14 protein-coding genes are annotated in these 15,558 nt (G+C 56.9%); 7 read left to right on the top strand and 7 right to left on the bottom strand.

All coding sequences use genetic code 11. From position 1 onward, the window contains the following. The first annotated feature begins 37 nt into the window (after window positions 1-37). Both acnB and yacL read left to right on the top strand, forming a co-directional pair. On the top strand, window positions 38-2,635 hold the full coding sequence (gene acnB / locus K5R89_RS04045) for a bifunctional aconitate hydratase 2/2-methylisocitrate dehydratase (protein ID WP_004204372.1): 2,598 nt from the start codon (window positions 38-40) through the stop codon (window positions 2,633-2,635). 187 nt (window positions 2,636-2,822) lie between these two features. After that, the gene (gene yacL, locus K5R89_RS04040) at window positions 2,823-3,185 is read left to right on the top strand and encodes a protein YacL (RefSeq protein WP_004204373.1); all 363 of its coding nucleotides are present in this window, start codon (window positions 2,823-2,825) and stop codon (window positions 3,183-3,185) included. A 155-nt stretch (window positions 3,186-3,340) separates the two neighbouring features. On the opposite strand, the gene speD is transcribed toward yacL, so the two are convergent. The 5 genes from speD to K5R89_RS04015 all read right to left on the bottom strand — a co-directional run bounded on the left by speD (window position 3,341) and on the right by K5R89_RS04015 (window position 8,015). After that, entirely contained in the window at window positions 3,341-4,135 is a 795-nt protein-coding gene (speD, locus tag K5R89_RS04035) for an adenosylmethionine decarboxylase (protein ID WP_004204375.1), read from the bottom strand. Window positions 4,136-4,159: 24 nt separating this feature from the next. Continuing rightward, window positions 4,160-5,020, bottom strand: a complete 861-nt coding sequence (speE, locus tag K5R89_RS04030; RefSeq protein WP_004204376.1) for a polyamine aminopropyltransferase — start codon at window positions 5,018-5,020, stop codon at window positions 4,160-4,162. 147 nt (window positions 5,021-5,167) lie between these two features. Next, window positions 5,168-6,358 (bottom strand): FKBP-type peptidyl-prolyl cis-trans isomerase N-terminal domain-containing protein, encoded by a 1,191-nt coding sequence (locus K5R89_RS04025; RefSeq protein WP_217259211.1) that lies wholly within the window; start codon window positions 6,356-6,358, stop codon window positions 5,168-5,170. A 653-nt stretch (window positions 6,359-7,011) separates the two neighbouring features. After that, a complete protein-coding gene (locus K5R89_RS04020) occupies window positions 7,012-7,422 on the bottom strand; it encodes a hypothetical protein (RefSeq protein ID WP_023292003.1) in 411 nt (136 codons plus the stop codon). Between the two features lie 245 nt (window positions 7,423-7,667). Then, window positions 7,668-8,015 carry a YacC family pilotin-like protein gene (locus K5R89_RS04015; protein WP_004204381.1) on the bottom strand — a complete coding sequence of 116 codons (348 nt, stop codon included), beginning with the start codon at window positions 8,013-8,015 and terminating at the stop codon, window positions 7,668-7,670. Between the two features lie 145 nt (window positions 8,016-8,160). Between K5R89_RS04015 and cueO the strand changes: the two genes are divergently transcribed. Next, complete coding sequence (gene cueO / locus K5R89_RS04010) at window positions 8,161-9,762, top strand: multicopper oxidase CueO (protein WP_065813034.1); 1,602 nt, start codon at window positions 8,161-8,163, stop codon at window positions 9,760-9,762. Between the two features lie 75 nt (window positions 9,763-9,837). Here cueO and K5R89_RS04005 read toward each other — a convergent pair whose 3' ends face one another. After that, a complete protein-coding gene (locus tag K5R89_RS04005) occupies window positions 9,838-12,228 on the bottom strand; it encodes a glucose/quinate/shikimate family membrane-bound PQQ-dependent dehydrogenase (protein ID WP_032455031.1) in 2,391 nt (796 codons plus the stop codon). Window positions 12,229-12,307: 79 nt separating this feature from the next. On the opposite strand from K5R89_RS04005, the gene K5R89_RS04000 reads away from it, so the two are divergent. Continuing rightward, window positions 12,308-12,427, top strand: coding sequence for a hypothetical protein (locus tag K5R89_RS04000; protein ID WP_032426021.1), 120 nt, complete (start codon window positions 12,308-12,310; stop codon window positions 12,425-12,427). Window positions 12,428-12,431: 4 nt separating this feature from the next. Further along, window positions 12,432-12,968, top strand: coding sequence for a hypoxanthine phosphoribosyltransferase (hpt, locus tag K5R89_RS03995; protein ID WP_004204384.1), 537 nt, complete (start codon window positions 12,432-12,434; stop codon window positions 12,966-12,968). Between the two features lie 48 nt (window positions 12,969-13,016). On the opposite strand, the gene can is transcribed toward hpt, so the two are convergent. Further along, a complete protein-coding gene (gene can / locus K5R89_RS03990) occupies window positions 13,017-13,679 on the bottom strand; it encodes a carbonate dehydratase (RefSeq protein ID WP_004204385.1) in 663 nt (220 codons plus the stop codon). Between the two features lie 178 nt (window positions 13,680-13,857). Here can and K5R89_RS03985 point away from each other — a divergent pair, with 178 nt between their 5' ends. After that, window positions 13,858-14,784 (top strand): ABC transporter ATP-binding protein, encoded by a 927-nt coding sequence (locus K5R89_RS03985; protein WP_004204387.1) that lies wholly within the window; start codon window positions 13,858-13,860, stop codon window positions 14,782-14,784. Continuing rightward, complete coding sequence (locus tag K5R89_RS03980; RefSeq protein ID WP_004204389.1) at window positions 14,781-15,551, top strand: ABC transporter permease; 771 nt, start codon at window positions 14,781-14,783, stop codon at window positions 15,549-15,551. The genes K5R89_RS03985 and K5R89_RS03980 overlap by 4 nt, the downstream gene beginning before the upstream one ends. The last annotated feature ends 7 nt before the right edge of the window (window positions 15,552-15,558 follow it).

Here is a 15,558-nt window from a genome sequence, read left to right as displayed (position 1 = left end):
GGCCGCATTATGACAATGAGAAGCGAGGAGAACCGTCGTGCTAGAAGAATACCGTAAGCACGTAGCTGAGCGTGCCGCCATGGGGATTGTTGCCAAACCCTTAGATGCAACCCAAATGGCCGCGCTGGTAGAACTGCTGAAAAACCCGCCTGCGGGCGAAGAAGAATTCCTGTTAGACCTGCTGATTAACCGTGTACCGCCGGGCGTCGACGAAGCCGCCTATGTTAAAGCTGGATTCCTTGCCGCGATCGCCAAAGGCGAAACGACCTCCCCCCTGGTTACCCCTGAAAAAGCCGTTGAACTGCTGGGCACCATGCAGGGCGGTTATAATATCCACCCGCTGATCGATGCCCTGGACGACGCGAAACTGGCGCCGATTGCCGCGAAAGCGCTGTCCCATACTCTGCTGATGTTCGATAACTTCTACGACGTGGAAGAGAAAGCGAAAGCGGGTAACGAGCACGCTAAACAGGTTATGCAATCCTGGGCCGACGCTGAGTGGTTCCTGAACCGCCCGCAGCTGGCAGAGAAAATCACCGTTACCGTTTTCAAGGTCACTGGCGAAACGAACACCGATGACCTGTCTCCGGCGCCGGATGCCTGGTCGCGTCCGGATATCCCGCTGCACGCCCTGGCGATGCTGAAAAACGCCCGCGAAGGCATTGAACCGGATCAGCCGGGCGTGGTTGGCCCGATCAAACAGATCGAAGCCCTGCAGCAGAAAGGCTACCCGCTGGCCTACGTCGGCGATGTGGTCGGGACCGGCTCTTCACGTAAATCGGCCACCAACTCGGTGCTGTGGTTTATGGGCGACGATATCCCGAACGTGCCGAACAAGCGCGGCGGCGGCCTGTGCCTGGGCGGCAAAATCGCGCCAATCTTCTTCAACACCATGGAAGATGCGGGCGCGCTGCCTATCGAAGTGGATGTGTCAAACCTGAACATGGGCGACGTCATCGACGTTTACCCGTTCAAAGGCGAAGTGCGTAATCACGAGACCAACGAACTGCTGGCCAGCTTCGAGCTGAAAACCGATGTGCTGATCGACGAAGTCCGTGCCGGCGGCCGTATCCCGCTGATCATCGGTCGCGGCCTGACCACCAAAGCCCGTGAAGCGCTGGGTCTGCCGCACAGCGATGTCTTCCGTCAGGCGAAAGACGTGGCGGAAAGCACCCGCGGCTTCTCTCTGGCGCAGAAAATGGTTGGCCGCGCCTGCGGCGTTGCCGGTATCCGCCCGGGCGCCTACTGCGAGCCGAAAATGACCTCCGTCGGTTCTCAGGACACCACCGGTCCAATGACCCGTGATGAACTGAAAGACCTGGCGTGCCTGGGCTTCTCCGCTGACCTGGTGATGCAGTCCTTCTGCCACACTGCGGCCTATCCGAAGCCGGTTGACGTCACCACGCATCATACTCTGCCGGACTTCATTATGAACCGCGGCGGCGTCTCGCTGCGTCCGGGCGATGGCGTGATCCACTCCTGGCTGAACCGCATGCTGCTGCCGGATACCGTGGGCACCGGCGGCGACTCCCACACCCGTTTCCCCATCGGTATCTCCTTCCCGGCGGGCTCTGGTCTGGTGGCCTTCGCCGCCGCGACCGGCGTGATGCCGCTGGATATGCCGGAATCGGTGCTGGTGCGTTTCAAAGGTAAAATGCAGCCGGGCATTACGCTGCGCGACCTGGTCCACGCGATCCCGCTGTACGCCATCAAGCAGGGCCTGCTGACCGTTGAGAAGAAAGGTAAGAAAAACATCTTCTCTGGCCGCATCCTTGAGATTGAAGGTCTGCCGGATCTGAAAGTGGAGCAGGCGTTCGAGCTGACCGATGCCTCCGCTGAACGTTCTGCTGCAGGTTGCACCATCAAGCTGAACAAAGAGCCGATCGTTGAGTATCTGAACTCCAACATCGTCCTGCTGAAGTGGATGATCGCCGAAGGCTACGGCGACCGCCGTACCCTGGAGCGTCGTATCCAGGGCATGGAGAAATGGCTGGCGGATCCGCAGCTGCTGGAAGCCGATGCTGACGCGGAATACGCGGCAGTGATCGACATCGATCTGGCGGATATCAAAGAGCCGATTCTGTGCGCGCCGAACGATCCGGACGATGCCCGCCTGCTGTCTGACGTACAGGGCGAGAAAATCGACGAAGTGTTCATCGGCTCCTGCATGACCAACATCGGCCACTTCCGTGCCGCCGGTAAGCTGCTGGACAGCCACAAAGGCCAGTTGCCGACTCGCCTGTGGGTGGCGCCGCCAACCCGTATGGACGCCGCGCAGCTGACCGAAGAAGGTTACTACAGCGTATTTGGTAAGAGCGGGGCGCGTATCGAAATCCCTGGCTGTTCCCTGTGTATGGGTAACCAGGCGCGCGTCGCCGACGGTGCGACGGTGGTTTCCACCTCTACCCGTAACTTCCCGAACCGTTTAGGTACCGGCGCTAACGTCTATCTGGCCTCTGCCGAGCTGGCAGCGGTGGCTTCTCTGCTCGGTAAACTGCCGACGCCGGAAGAGTACCAGACCTTCGTGGCGCAGGTGGATAAGACAGCGGAAGATACCTATCGCTATCTGAACTTCAACCAGCTGGATCAGTACACTGAAAAAGCTGACGGCGTGATCTTCCAGACCGCGGTGTAAAACTATCCGGTCAGCCCGGCTGACCATTTGGCTACAAACTCCCCAATGCCCGGTGAACATTGCATCACCGGGCATTTTTATTTCCAAACCTCCTGCCTGTTACGCTTTTTTTCTTTCGGTCTGCTGCGATAATTACTCCATGGGTACAGTGCAGCGGTGACGCATTGCCCTTGCAGAGGAAAAGACGATGGACTACGAATTTCTGCGCGATATTACCGGAGTGGTAAAGGTGCGAATGTCGATGGATCACGAGGCGATTGGCCACTGGTTCAACGAGGAGGTGAAAGACAATCTTGCTCTGCTTGACGAAGTGGAGCAGGCTGCGCGCACCGTGAAAGGCAGTGAACGTTCCTGGCAGCGTGCCGGACATGAATATACGCTGTGGCTGGATGGCGAAGAGGTGATGATCCGCGCCAATCAGCTGGAATTTTCCGGCGACGAAATCGAGGAGGGGATGAGCTACTACGACGAAGAAAGCCTCTCTCTGTGCGGTGTTGAGGATTTCCTGCAGGTGGTTGCCGCCTATCGTGAGTTTATGCAGCAGCGTTGATGACTCGTTGTGCGCCGGGCTGCGGAAAACCGTAGCCCGGCTAAGCGTCGCGTGCGCAGGGCACATCTCCGGGTCGCGACGAGTACCTTTCCCCGCTTCCCGCCGGCGCAGAACCCTGGCCCGGCAAGCAAAAGCGCCGCCGGGCATTTGAGGCATTACACGGCAGGAATATTGCGGCCGTAGTAAATCTCGCGCATCTCTTTCCACAGCAGGTCGGTAATGACCTTGCGCTCTTCAGCGGTCAACTCTTCCGGTCGGGTATGGAACATGTAATGCTTAAGGTCGAACTCCTTAAGCAACATTTTGGTATGGAAGATATTTTCCTGATAAACGTTGACGTCGACCATATCATACAGCGACTTCATATCGTCAGACATAAAGTTCTGAATTGAGTTGATTTCATGATCGATAAAATGCTTCATCCCATTGATGTCGCGGGTAAAGCCGCGCACGCGGTAGTCAATGGTCACAATATCCGATTCCAGCTGGTGGATCAGATAGTTCAGCGCTTTGAGCGGTGAAATAACCCCGCAGGTAGAGACTTCGATATCGGCGCGGAAGGTGCACAGGCCGCCTTCCGGGTGGCTCTCCGGATAGGTATGCACGCAGATATGGCTTTTATCGAGATGGGCGACCACGGTTTCAGGCAGCGGGCCGGGGTGTTCGGTCTGGTCGATAAGCCGCGGGTCGACGGGCTCTTCGCTTACCAGAATGGTCACGCTGGCGCCCTGGGGTTCATAATCCTGGCGGGCGATATTCAGGATATTAGCGCCAATAATAGAGCAGGTTTCGCTCAGGATCTCTGTCAGGCGATTGGCATTATAAAGTTCGTCGATATAGGCGATGTAGCCGTCGCGCTCTTCTGCCGTTTTGGCGTAACAGATATCGTAGATACAAAAACTCAGGCTTTTGGTCAGGTTGTTAAAGCCGTGCAGCTTCAATTTTTTCAATTTAGTTCACCCCCTTATTTCGCTTCACGGTGCGGACAGAGCATCATGCAGATATTGTGGTAAGGCGAAGGCCGCCGTATGGATTGCCGGATTGTAGTAGCGGCAGGTCAGGTTGGCTTTGTGAAAGCGCGCCTGAATGATTTCGCTGGAAAGATGGCGCAGCGCCTCGTTGTCGCTCGCCCAGGCAAAGGTCATTATCCCGCCGTAATAGGTCGGAATCGCCGCCTGGTAGAAGCTGACGTCGCGAAAATAGTGGCTCAGTTTGCGATGGCTACCGACCGCTTCATCCTGCTGCAGGAAGCAGACGCCGTTCTGCGCAACGAAAATCCCTCCCGGATTCAGGCAGCGTTTGCAGCCTTCATAAAAAGCCGAGGTGAAGAGGCTTTCCCCCGGGCCAATAGGGTCGGTACAGTCCGAAATGATCACATCAAACGTTTGCGTCGTCTGGTTAACAAAATTGACGCCATCATCAATCACCAGCGTAAAGCGCGGATCGTCATAGGCGCCGGCGCTATGGTTGGGCAGGTACTGGCGGCAGAATGAGACCACCCCGGCGTCGATTTCCACCATGGTGATGCTTTCGATGCTGCGATGACGAGAGACTTCGCGCAGCATCGCGCCATCGCCGCCGCCGATGATCAGGACATGCTTGGCATTGCCGTGAGCCAGCAGCGGCACGTGGGTCATCATTTCGTGATAGATAAACTCATCGCGTTCGGTGGTTTGCACGACGCCATCCAGCGCCATCACCCGGCCAAAGGCGCGGTTGTCAAAGATGATCAGATCCTGATGATCGGTTTTTTCGTGGTACAGCACGTTATCAACGCTAAAGTACTGACCAAAATGGTCATGCAGCGTTTCATGCCACAGTGGATTATCGGCCACGGTGAGGCTCCTCCTTCGTTAACATCTGTTACACCCGTAAAACGAGTGCAACATCATAGACAACTATAGATGAGGATGCACGGCGGTTATTGCAGCAATGCGGCAGGAATAACAGCACCGCCCGGAGAGGGCGGTGGGGAGACAGGGCTATTTTGCCGGCGCGGGTTGGCTATCCACTATCCGCACGGAATAGACCATGGTGGCGCCTGGGGGGATCTTCGGTGGCAACCCTTTACTGCCATAGGCTTTGTCGGGCGGGACGACTAGCGTCACGGAGCCGTGGTTCTGCAGGCGCTTCAGCGGCCCGCGAAATACCGGGGGATAGGCATCCAGTTTCTGGGTAAGCGCCTGATCTTTCGTCTCCATATCATTGATCACCGTTCCGTCCGTCAGCATCTCTTTGATCACCACGGTCACCAGATCGTTGCCGCTAATTTTTCCTTTACCCGGGTAATCGATACGGCTGTAGACGCCCTCTTTGAAGACCACACCTTTTTTGCGCGCAAACGCCTGCTGGTATTTCTGACCGGCGCTGATGTTTTTCTGCTCGATTTTATTCAGGTTCTGGAAAACCTGCTGTGAAATGTCAAACAGCGCTTTATTACGCGCCTGTTCGCCGAGGCGAAGCTGGCCGCTGAAAGCATCTTCGATGCCCTGCAGCACCAGGCCAGCGTCGACGTTAACTCCCTGAGTGCGACGAGTCGTGAGGACATTAAGCGCCTCTGTACCCATCGAGGCGCCGATGGCGTAAGCCTGCTGTTCACCTGGCGCGCTGAGTTTGGCGGCGGTTTTGCCGGTGGTATTTCTCGGCGGGACCGTCAGCTGCGTCCGCAGCAGCTGGATTTCATCCTCTTTCATCCGCAGCTGGGCGTTATCTTTGTCCGCCTGCAGGCGATAGGCCGCCACTATGGCTGCCATCTCGGGGGGCTCATCTTTTGCCGCCACGGCGGCATCGGCGCGGCTCGATGGCGCTTTCTCCGCCGCGGCGAGCCGGTTAGCCAGCGACTGCTTATCGGCGTTAAGGGCTTTGATCTGGTCGAGGGCGGTCTGCTTCTCTTTTTCCGCCGCCGCCAGCCGGTTGACCAACGGCTGTTTGTCGGCGTTAAGGGCTTTGATCTGGTCGAGGGCGGCCTGTTTCTCTTTTTCCGCCGCTGCCAGCCGGTTAACCAGCGGCTGTTTATCAGCGTTAAGGGTTTTGACCTGGTCGAGAGCAGCCTGCTTCTCTTTTTCCGCCGCCGCCAGCCGGTTAGCCAGAGACTGCTTATCGGCGTTAAGGTTTTTGACCTGGTCGAGGGCGGTCTGCTTCTCTTTTTCCGCCGCCGCCAGCCGGTTGACCAACGGCTGTTTGTCGGCGTTAAGGGTTTTGACCTGGTCGAGGGTGGTCTGCTGCGCCTTCTCTGCCGCGGCGAGCCGGTTAGCCAGCGTCTGCTTATCTGTATTCAGAGCAGTGAGGCTGGCGCTGAGCCGTTTATTTTCAGCTGCGGCTTGCTGAAGCTGTGACGTTAATTGTTGAATCTGCTTCAGCGCGGCGGCCTGACTTTGCTGCAGAGTCGTATTCTGGACTGCGCCTTCTTTTTTAATTAACGCCTCATTTTTCGCGGTGGCGGCGGTTAAGGCGATCTGTAATTCTTTTATTTTGTTATTTAAGGCCGCATGCTCATTCGCGATGGAGGTTTCTGTGGCCGGAGTGTTAGCAAGCTGTTTTTTTAATTGCTGAATAGTTTTATTTTTTTGCTCAATCGTCGCCTGCTGGCTGACGATTCTTTTTTGCAATTGTGCGGTATTGGGCGTCTTTTTTTTATTATCCGCAGGTTGACGATCGCCTGACGTTTGCTTTGCGGTTGCAGCATCGCTTTTTTCATGCGCCTGGGTTTGCTGCTGGGCGTAGTCAAGAAACGCCGGCGCGGCGCCGGCGAAGAAAGGTGTTGAAAGCGCCAGCGCCGCGACGAGCATCAGCAGGGGCGCGTTGAGGGTCAGCGTGGCGGCTCTGTTCATGGCTGCTTGCTTTCACCCCGCTGTACCAGGCTATCGATTAGCGTTTTCTGAATATCGGCGCACAATTTGATGGATTTAAACTGATACATGGAGTCAATGCCAAGCCGGGTGGGATCCGCCACTTTCTCGCGCACGCTGTTGTATTGTGACGCCGCACGCACTAAGGCATTGAAGTCATTGCTGAGTTTGGTTGCCTGCTGTGGGTTAACCTCTTTTAGCGAGTCCAGCGCCTGTCGGCAGGATTCAATGCGCGCTTGTTCGCTGGCCGCTCGCTCCTGCTCTGCCTGCTGCTGCGACGTTAGCGGGGTGGTGAGCGGTTTTACCTGCTGGCGAGGGGCGGTATTGCTACAGCCGGCTAATAACATAGCGGCAAGTGGAATAATACGAAGAGTCAGCGAGATATTCACAATTTCAGTCCATGAAGTAGATATATTTTCAACGGATTCTAAAAGGCTGCTTTTTATTTTGCAATATATCGTTAGGGATATTTTATTGTTTTTATCTGCCAGGGCTGTTAGTACGGGTTTAATTTATTTATTGGCTTGATGTATTGCGAGGTAGATAAAATTTATTTTGTATAAAATAATAATGGTAAATATTAAAGGCGGGTGAGTCGGGGAAAAGCGCGGCGCGTTGCCGCCCGCGCGTGTAATTATTTGACGTAAGCCAGCAGGCTAAGTGAATCGCGGGCCAGCGCTTTACATTTTTTCGCCGTCGGAAGGTTAATGCCGCTGAGATCGCGATAGCTGTCTTCGCCAAGCGCTTTCATGTTGTAGCTGTCGTAGTTGCTCAGGTCCCATTGGTTCTGCTGAGCAAAGAACACCAGGGCGCGACGGATCTGCGTGTTGGGCAGGTTCTGGTAGCCACAGTCGTTTTTCAGAAACACAAAAACCGCGGTTAAATCAGCCATGTCTTCCGCTTCTGATTCGCTGAGCGCGTAGCTGTTGGCGGAGAGAGTAAGCAGGCTGCCGAGTACCATTGTTCTGAAAAGCGTCTTCATTTTTTCTACCGTTAGATCACCGACGCTTCAAATTAGCATACTTCTTTACACAGCGCCGATCTTTATTCTTACTCTTCTGCTTGACCTTCCCGTTACGGTAGGGTTTAAGCTCAAATATTCGCCCGCAGAATAAAAGGATGTGAATATGCAACGTCGAGACTTCCTCAAACTGACCGCCGCGGTCAGCATGGCCAGCGCGTTACCGCTTTGGAGCCGTGCGGTCTTTGCGGCCAGTCGCCCGGCCCTGCCGGTACCGCCGCTGTTGACGGCTGATGCGCGCAACCGTATCGCGCTGACCATCCAGGCGGGCAAAACGCAGTTTGGCGCTTTGAACGCCACCACCTGGGGGTATAACGGCTCGCTACTGGGTCCCGCGCTGCAGCTGACGCAGGGGAAGGCTATCACGGTGGACATTACCAACCAGCTGGCAGAGGAGACGACGCTGCACTGGCATGGTCTGGAGGTACCCGGCGAGGTCGACGGAGGACCGCAGGGGGTCATCGCCCCGGGCGCCACTCGGACGGTGAGCTTCACCCCAACGCAGCGGGCGGCCACCTGCTGGTTTCACCCGCATCAGCACGGGACCACCGGTCGGCAGGTGGCGATGGGGCTGGCGGGGCTGGTGCTGATCGAGGATGAAGAGAGCGGACGCCTGCTGTTGCCGAAGCAGTGGGGAATCGATGATGTACCGGTGATTGTGCAGGACAAGAAGTTTACCGCCGCTGGCGAAATTGATTATCAGCTGGATGTGATGAGCGCTGCCGTCGGCTGGTTTGGCGATACGCTGCTGACCAATGGCGCTCTCTATCCTGAACATGCCGCCCCGCGCGGCTGGCTACGTCTGCGCTTGCTGAACGGCTGTAATGCCCGTTCCCTCAATTTTGCGACCAGCGATAAGCGCCCGCTGTACGTGGTGGCCAGCGACGGCGGTCTGCTGGCAGAGCCGGTGAAGGTCAATGAGTTGCCGGTCTTGATGGGGGAGCGTTTTGAGGTGCTGGTGGACACCAGCGACGGCAAACCTTTTGATCTGGTGACCCTGCCGGTGAGCCAGATGGGCATGGCCATTGCGCCTTTTGATAAACCACAGCCGGTACTGCGCGTCCAGCCGCTGGTCATTCCTGCCTCCGGCAAGCTGCTGGATACCCTGGCCGCTATGCCGGCGCTACCTTCTCTGACGGGGCTGACGCAGCGTCAGCTCCAGCTGTCGATGGATCCGATGCTCGACAGGATGGGCATGCAGGCGCTGATGGAGAAATATGGCGATCAGGCGATGGCCGGAATGGATCACAGCATGATGGGGCACGGCGGGATGGGCGACATGGGGAATATGCACCAAGGCGACATGAGCAACATGAACCACGGGTCCGGCATGGATCATGGCATGTCGTCGGGCAAGGGATTTGATTTCCATAACGCCAACCGCATCAACGGCAAAGCCTTCGACATGAATGTGCCGATGTTTGCCGCCGCCAGAGGCCAGTATGAGCGCTGGGTGATTTCGGGTAAGGGCGACATGATGCTGCATCCGTTCCATATCCACGGCACCCAGTTCCGCATCCTGAGCGAAAACGGCAAGCCGCCAGCGGCGCATCGTCGCGGCTGGAAAGACACCGTGCGTGTGGAAGGGGACGTGAGTGAAGTATTAGTGAAGTTTGATCATCCGGCGCCGAAGGAGTTTGCCTATATGGCCCACTGCCACCTGCTGGAACATGAAGACACCGGGATGATGTTGGGGTTCACGGTTTAGGGCGGTATAGCCATGGCGCGTGGGAGAGGGGATAAAGACAAAAAAAAACGGCAACTTTCGTTGCCGTTTTGCGTTTTATTTCGCCTCATCCGGGAGCGCATAGGCGACGATATAATCGCCCATTTTGGTCCCGAACGAGCCGTGACCGCCGGCAGAGATGACAACATACTGTTTGCCATTCACTTCGTAGGTCATCGGGGTGGCCTGACCGCCGGCTGGCAGACGGGCTTCCCACAGCTTCTCACCGTTGCTCATATTGTACGCGCGCAGGTAGTTATCCGCGGTCGCGCCGATGAACAGGACGTTGCCCGCCGTGGAGATCGGACCGCCCAGCATCGGCATACCCATGGTGAATGGGAGTTTAACTGGCATCGGGAACGGCAGGCTGTCCTGCGGGGTACCGATACGTTTTTTCCATACCACTTCGTTAGTTTTCAGATCCAGCGCGGAGATATAGCCCCAGGCCGGCTGTTTGCACGGCAGACCGAACGGCGACAGGAACGGGTTCAGGGTGACGCCGTACGGGACGCCGTACTGCGGCTGCACGCCGGACTCGGTGCCTGAGCCTTTCGCATCTTTCGGCGGCTCCATTGGGTTGCCCGGGCCGCGTGGGATCAGTTTAGAGACGAACGGCAGCGCCATCGGGTTGGCGATAGCCACCTGACGGTTCGGATCGACGGAGATACCGCCCCATTCAAACATCCCCAGGTTACCCGGGAAGACGAGGGTGCCCTGCTCAGATGGCGGGGTGAAGATACCCTCATAGCGCATCTGATGGAAAATCACGCGGCACACCAGCTGGTCGAACATGGTGGCGCCCCACATGTCCGCCCCGGTCAGATCTTTCTTCGGACGGAAGCTCAGATCGGAGAACGGCTGGGTTTTGGCGACGTAATCGCCTTTGGCGGCGCCCTGCGGAACCGGTTTTTCCGGGGCCGGGACCACCAGCTCGCCATTACGGCGATCCAGCACGAAGATGTTGCCGGTTTTCGCCGGAGCATAGACGACCGGCACGGTTTTGCCGTTGACTTCAATGTCAGCCAGCGTCGGCTGGGAAGGCATGTCCATATCCCACAGATCGTGATGGACGGTCTGGTAGCTCCAGGCCAGCTTACCGGTGGTGGCGTTCAGCGCGACAATCGAGCTGGCATAGCGCTCTTGCTCCGGCGTGCGGTTACCGCCCCAGATATCCGGAGTGGTCACGCCCATCGGCAGATAGACCAGATCCAGTTTGGCGTCGTAGGCGGCAGGCGCCCAGGAGTTGGGTGAGTTGAGCGTGAAGTGATGCTCATCGCTTGGGATGGCGTTCGGATCTTTCGCGCCTGGATCGAAGGCCCACAGCAGTTTCCCGGTATTCACATCAAAGCCGCGGATTACGCCTGACGGCTCGCGGGTAGAGAAGTTATCGGTAACTGCGCCGGCAATCACGATGGTCTTATCGGTGATAATCGGCGGGGAAGTGGGTTCATACATGCCCGGCGTGGTCACCGGCATGTTGGTCTGCAGGTTGAGAATACCTTTGTTGGCAAAGGTTTCGCACAGCTTACCGTTGTCGGCGTTCACTGCGAACAGGCGACCATCGTTCACCGGCAGGATAATGCGGCGCGGACAGTCGGCGACGACGTCGGCAGGGGCGTTATCCGCTTTCGCTTCGTGATACGAGACACCGCGGCAGGTGACGTGCTGGAACGACGGGTCGGCGTTCAGCTGCGGGTCAAAATGCCACTTCTCTTTACCGGAGGCGGCGTCAAGCGCGAACAGACGCTGGTGGGCGGTACACAGGAAGAGCGTGTCGCCGACTTTAATCGGCGTCACTTCGTTAGTGATTTCACCCGGATCGTTCGGCTGTTTCAGGTCGCCGGTGCGGAACACCCAGGCTTCCTTCAGGTTCTTCACGTTGTCGGCGTTAATCTGCTTCAGCGGGGAGAAGCGCTGGCCTTCCTGGTTGCGGCCATAGGCCGGCCAGTCGCCGTCAGCAACGTTGGAGATCGGCGCCGCCGGGGTGGCGTCGGCGCTCAGAGTGCCGTTGATCTCCTGCGGGTCGTTAAAACCGGCCCAGGTCAGCATGCCGCCGCTGATCAGCAAGGCGACGACCAGCGCGCCTACGGCGCCAGCGGAAGGCACCGGCAGACGACGCCAGACAAAGGGCAGGATCAGCCAGATACCAAAGAAGACGAGGATATCGCTACGCGGCGTCAGCGCCCAGAAGTCGAAGCCGACTTCCCAGACGCCCCAGATCATGGTCGCCAGCAGCAGCGCGGCGTACAGCCACAGCGCAGCGCGCTTGCCGCGGAACAGCATCACGGTCACGCCCAGCATCACCAGACCGGCGACGGGGTAGTACCAGGAGCCGCCAAGCACGACCAGCCATGCTCCGCCGATTAAAAGATAGAGGCCGCAGAACGCTGCAAATAGCGCAGTCAGCGTCACCAGGAGCCTTGATTGTTGAGACTTTGTTTCAGCCATAGAAAGTTACTCATGTGTTTGTTAATTTTTTAACTGCAATTAATTATAGGATTTAACAAGTGTGATCGGAATCACAAATATGGCTTTATTAATCCCTGCACCGCAGATTTCTTTTTGCTGGTATACTGGATGGCTTGCCGGTCATCGTCGGGGCGAAAGCAGCGGCTTTGATGATTTATATTTAGAATCAAATGGTTAGTCTTATGAAACATACTGTAGAAGTGATGATCCCGGAATCCGAGATCAAAGCGCGCATCGCGGAACTGGGTCGTCAAATCAACGAACATTATCAGGACAGCGGCAGCGAAATGGTGCTGGTGGGGCTGCTGCGCGGCTCGTTTATGTTCATGGCCGACCTGTGCCGTGAAGTGCAGGTGCCGCATGAAGTCGATTTTATGACCGCCTCGAGCTACGGCAGCGGCATGTCCACTACCCGTGATGTGAAAATCCTCAAAGATCTGGACGAAGACATCCGTGGTAAAGACGTTCTGATCGTGGAAGATATCATCGACTCCGGCAATACCCTGTCTAAAGTGCGTGAGATCCTCAGCTTGCGCGAGCCGAAGTCGCTGGCCATTTGTACGCTGCTGGATAAACCAAGCCGCCGTGAAGTGAATGTTCCGGTTGAGTTCGTCGGTTTCGCCATTCCGGACGAGTTCGTGGTGGGCTACGGTATCGACTACGCTCAGCGCTACCGCCATCTGCCGTATATCGGCAAAGTCACCCTGCTGGACGAGTAAGGGGATATCCCACTCTGGCGCGCGCGCCAGAGTGGCTAAGTCTGAAGGCTATTTGTGGTTGATGTGCTTGATCTTGAGGTTGGAGATCCCGTGGCGATAGCGCTGTTCAAGGGTTTCCCGGCTCACGGCGGTCACATCCAGATCGCGCAGCAGTCCGTCGTGAATGCCATATGCCCAGCCGTGGATGGTCACCTTCTGTCCGCGCTTCCACGCCGATTGCATAATCGTCGAATGTCCCAGGTTGTACACCTGCTCCATTACGTTCAGTTCACAAAGGGTATCCAGACGGCGCTCCTCCGGCATTTCCCCCAGCAGCGAGCTGTGTTTAAACCAGATATCGCGGATATGCAGCAGCCAGTTGTCGATGAGCCCCAGCTCCGGGTTCTCCACCGCCGCCTGTACGCCGCCGCAGCCGTAGTGGCCGCAGATAATAATGTGCTCGACTTCGAGAACATCGACGGCATACTGCACCACCGACAGGCAGTTGAGGTCGGTGTGGATCACCAGATTCGCCACGTTACGATGCACAAACAGTTCGCCTGGCTCCAGGCCGGTGAGTCGCTCAGCGGGTACGCGGCTGTCAGAACAGCCAATCCACAGGAAGCGCGGTTTCTGCGTTTGCGACAGTTTCTCAAAAAAGCCGGGGTCCTCTTCCACCAGCATTTTTGACCATAGTGCATTGTTGCTGATGAGTGTATCTATATCATTCATGGACGTTATCGGCCTGTAACCAAGTAAGTGCGTTGCGCTAATATAGGGTAAGCTCACCTTTTTTAAAACCATCTTAACCCGTGATACTTCCGGCTGCAGATGCGCTGGCCGCGCGAGTACAGCGCAAACGTCAGTCAGGCGGGTTAATGACGTGTCATGACACGAGAAGAGATATTTAATGACCATTGCTCTGGAATTAAAACAGCTCAAAAAAACCTACCCCGGCGGGGTTCAGGCGCTGCGGGGAATTGACCTGCAGGTTGAAGCGGGGGATTTCTATGCTCTGCTGGGCCCGAACGGGGCGGGAAAATCCACGACGATCGGCATCATCAGCTCGCTGGTGAACAAAACCTCCGGTCAGGTCAATGTCTTTGGCTACGATCTGGAGAAAGACGTCGTCAACGCCAAGCGCCAGCTTGGCCTGGTGCCGCAGGAGTTTAACTTTAACCCGTTCGAGACCGTGCAGCAGATCGTCGTTAACCAGGCGGGCTACTACGGCGTTGAGCGTAAAGAAGCCATCGCCCGCAGCGAAAAGTACTTAAAACAGCTCGATCTGTGGGAAAAACGCAGCGAACGCGCGCGGATGCTTTCCGGCGGGATGAAGCGCCGCCTGATGATCGCTCGCGCGTTGATGCATGAGCCGAAGCTGCTGATCCTCGACGAGCCGACCGCCGGCGTCGATATCGAACTACGCCGCTCGATGTGGGGCTTCCTCAAGGATCTCAACGATCGCGGAACCACCATTATTCTGACCACCCACTATCTGGAAGAGGCCGAAATGCTGTGCCGCAACATCGGCATCATCCAGCACGGTACGCTGGTGGAAAACACCTCGATGAAAGCGCTGCTGTCGAAGCTGAAATCAGAGACCTTTATTCTCGACCTCGCGCCAAAAAGCCCGGTGCCGAAGCTCGAGGGCTACCAGTATCAGCTGGTCGATACCTCGACGCTGGAAGTGGAGGTCCTGCGCGAGCAGGGGATTAACAGCGTCTTTGCGCAGCTGAGCGCCCAGGGGGTGCAGGTATTGAGTATGCGTAACAAAGCCAACCGTCTGGAAGAGCTGTTTGTCACCCTGGTGCATGAGCGAAAAGGAGAGTCAGCATGATGCAGCTTTATTGGGTCGCGCTGAAAAGCATCTGGACCAAAGAGATCCACCGTTTTATGCGCATCTGGGTGCAGACGCTAGTGCCGCCGGTGATCACCATGACCCTGTACTTCGTGATTTTCGGCAATCTGATCGGGTCGCGCATCGGCGAGATGCATGGCTTTACCTACATGCAGTTTATCGTGCCGGGCCTGATCATGATGGCGGTGATCACCAACGCTTACGCCAACGTCGCCTCGTCGTTCTTCAGCGCCAAGTTTCAGCGCAACATTGAGGAGCTGCTGGTGGCGCCGGTGCCGACGCACGTGATTATCGCCGGCTACGTGGGCGGCGGGGTGGCGCGCGGGCTGTGCGTGGGTATCCTGGTGACCGCGGTGTCGCTGTTCTTTGTGCCGTTCCAGGTTCACTCCTGGCTGTTTGTCGCCCTGACGCTGCTCCTCACCGCAGTGCTGTTCTCGCTGGCCGGACTGCTGAACGCGGTGTTTGCCAAGACCTTCGATGACATCAGCCTGATCCCGACCTTTGTGTTGACGCCGCTGACCTATCTCGGCGGGGTGTTCTACTCGCTGACCCTGCTGCCGCCGTTCTGGCAGGGGCTGTCGCATCTGAACCCCATCGTCTACATGATCAGCGGCTTCCGCTTCGGCTTCCTCGGTATCAACGATGTGCCGCTGGTGACCACCTTTGCGGTGCTGGTGGTCTTCATCGTCGCCTTCTATCTCCTCTGCTGGTCGTTAATCCAGCGCGGTCGCGGCCTGCGTAGCTGATACTCAT

Source organism: Klebsiella sp. TF21-TM (assembly GCF_019753495.1).
Classification (GTDB): domain Bacteria; phylum Pseudomonadota; class Gammaproteobacteria; order Enterobacterales; family Enterobacteriaceae; genus Klebsiella; species Klebsiella quasipneumoniae.
This window is presented reverse-complemented; position numbering and strand designations above follow the sequence as displayed.

Coding starts and splice junctions, on each gene's coding strand:
- yacL (WP_004204373.1), top strand. CDS start 2,823: ATGGACTACGAATTTCTGCGCGATATTACCGGAGTGGTAAAGGTGCGA.
- K5R89_RS04015 (WP_004204381.1), bottom strand. CDS start 8,015: ATGAAGACGCTTTTCAGAACAATGGTACTCGGCAGCCTGCTTACTCTC.
- cueO (WP_065813034.1), top strand. CDS start 8,161: ATGCAACGTCGAGACTTCCTCAAACTGACCGCCGCGGTCAGCATGGCC.
- K5R89_RS04005 (WP_032455031.1), bottom strand. CDS start 12,228: ATGGCTGAAACAAAGTCTCAACAATCAAGGCTCCTGGTGACGCTGACT.
- K5R89_RS04000 (WP_032426021.1), top strand. CDS start 12,308: ATGGCTTTATTAATCCCTGCACCGCAGATTTCTTTTTGCTGGTATACT.
- hpt (WP_004204384.1), top strand. CDS start 12,432: ATGAAACATACTGTAGAAGTGATGATCCCGGAATCCGAGATCAAAGCG.
- can (WP_004204385.1), bottom strand. CDS start 13,679: ATGAATGATATAGATACACTCATCAGCAACAATGCACTATGGTCAAAA.
- K5R89_RS03985 (WP_004204387.1), top strand. CDS start 13,858: ATGACCATTGCTCTGGAATTAAAACAGCTCAAAAAAACCTACCCCGGC.
- K5R89_RS03980 (WP_004204389.1), top strand. CDS start 14,781: ATGATGCAGCTTTATTGGGTCGCGCTGAAAAGCATCTGGACCAAAGAG.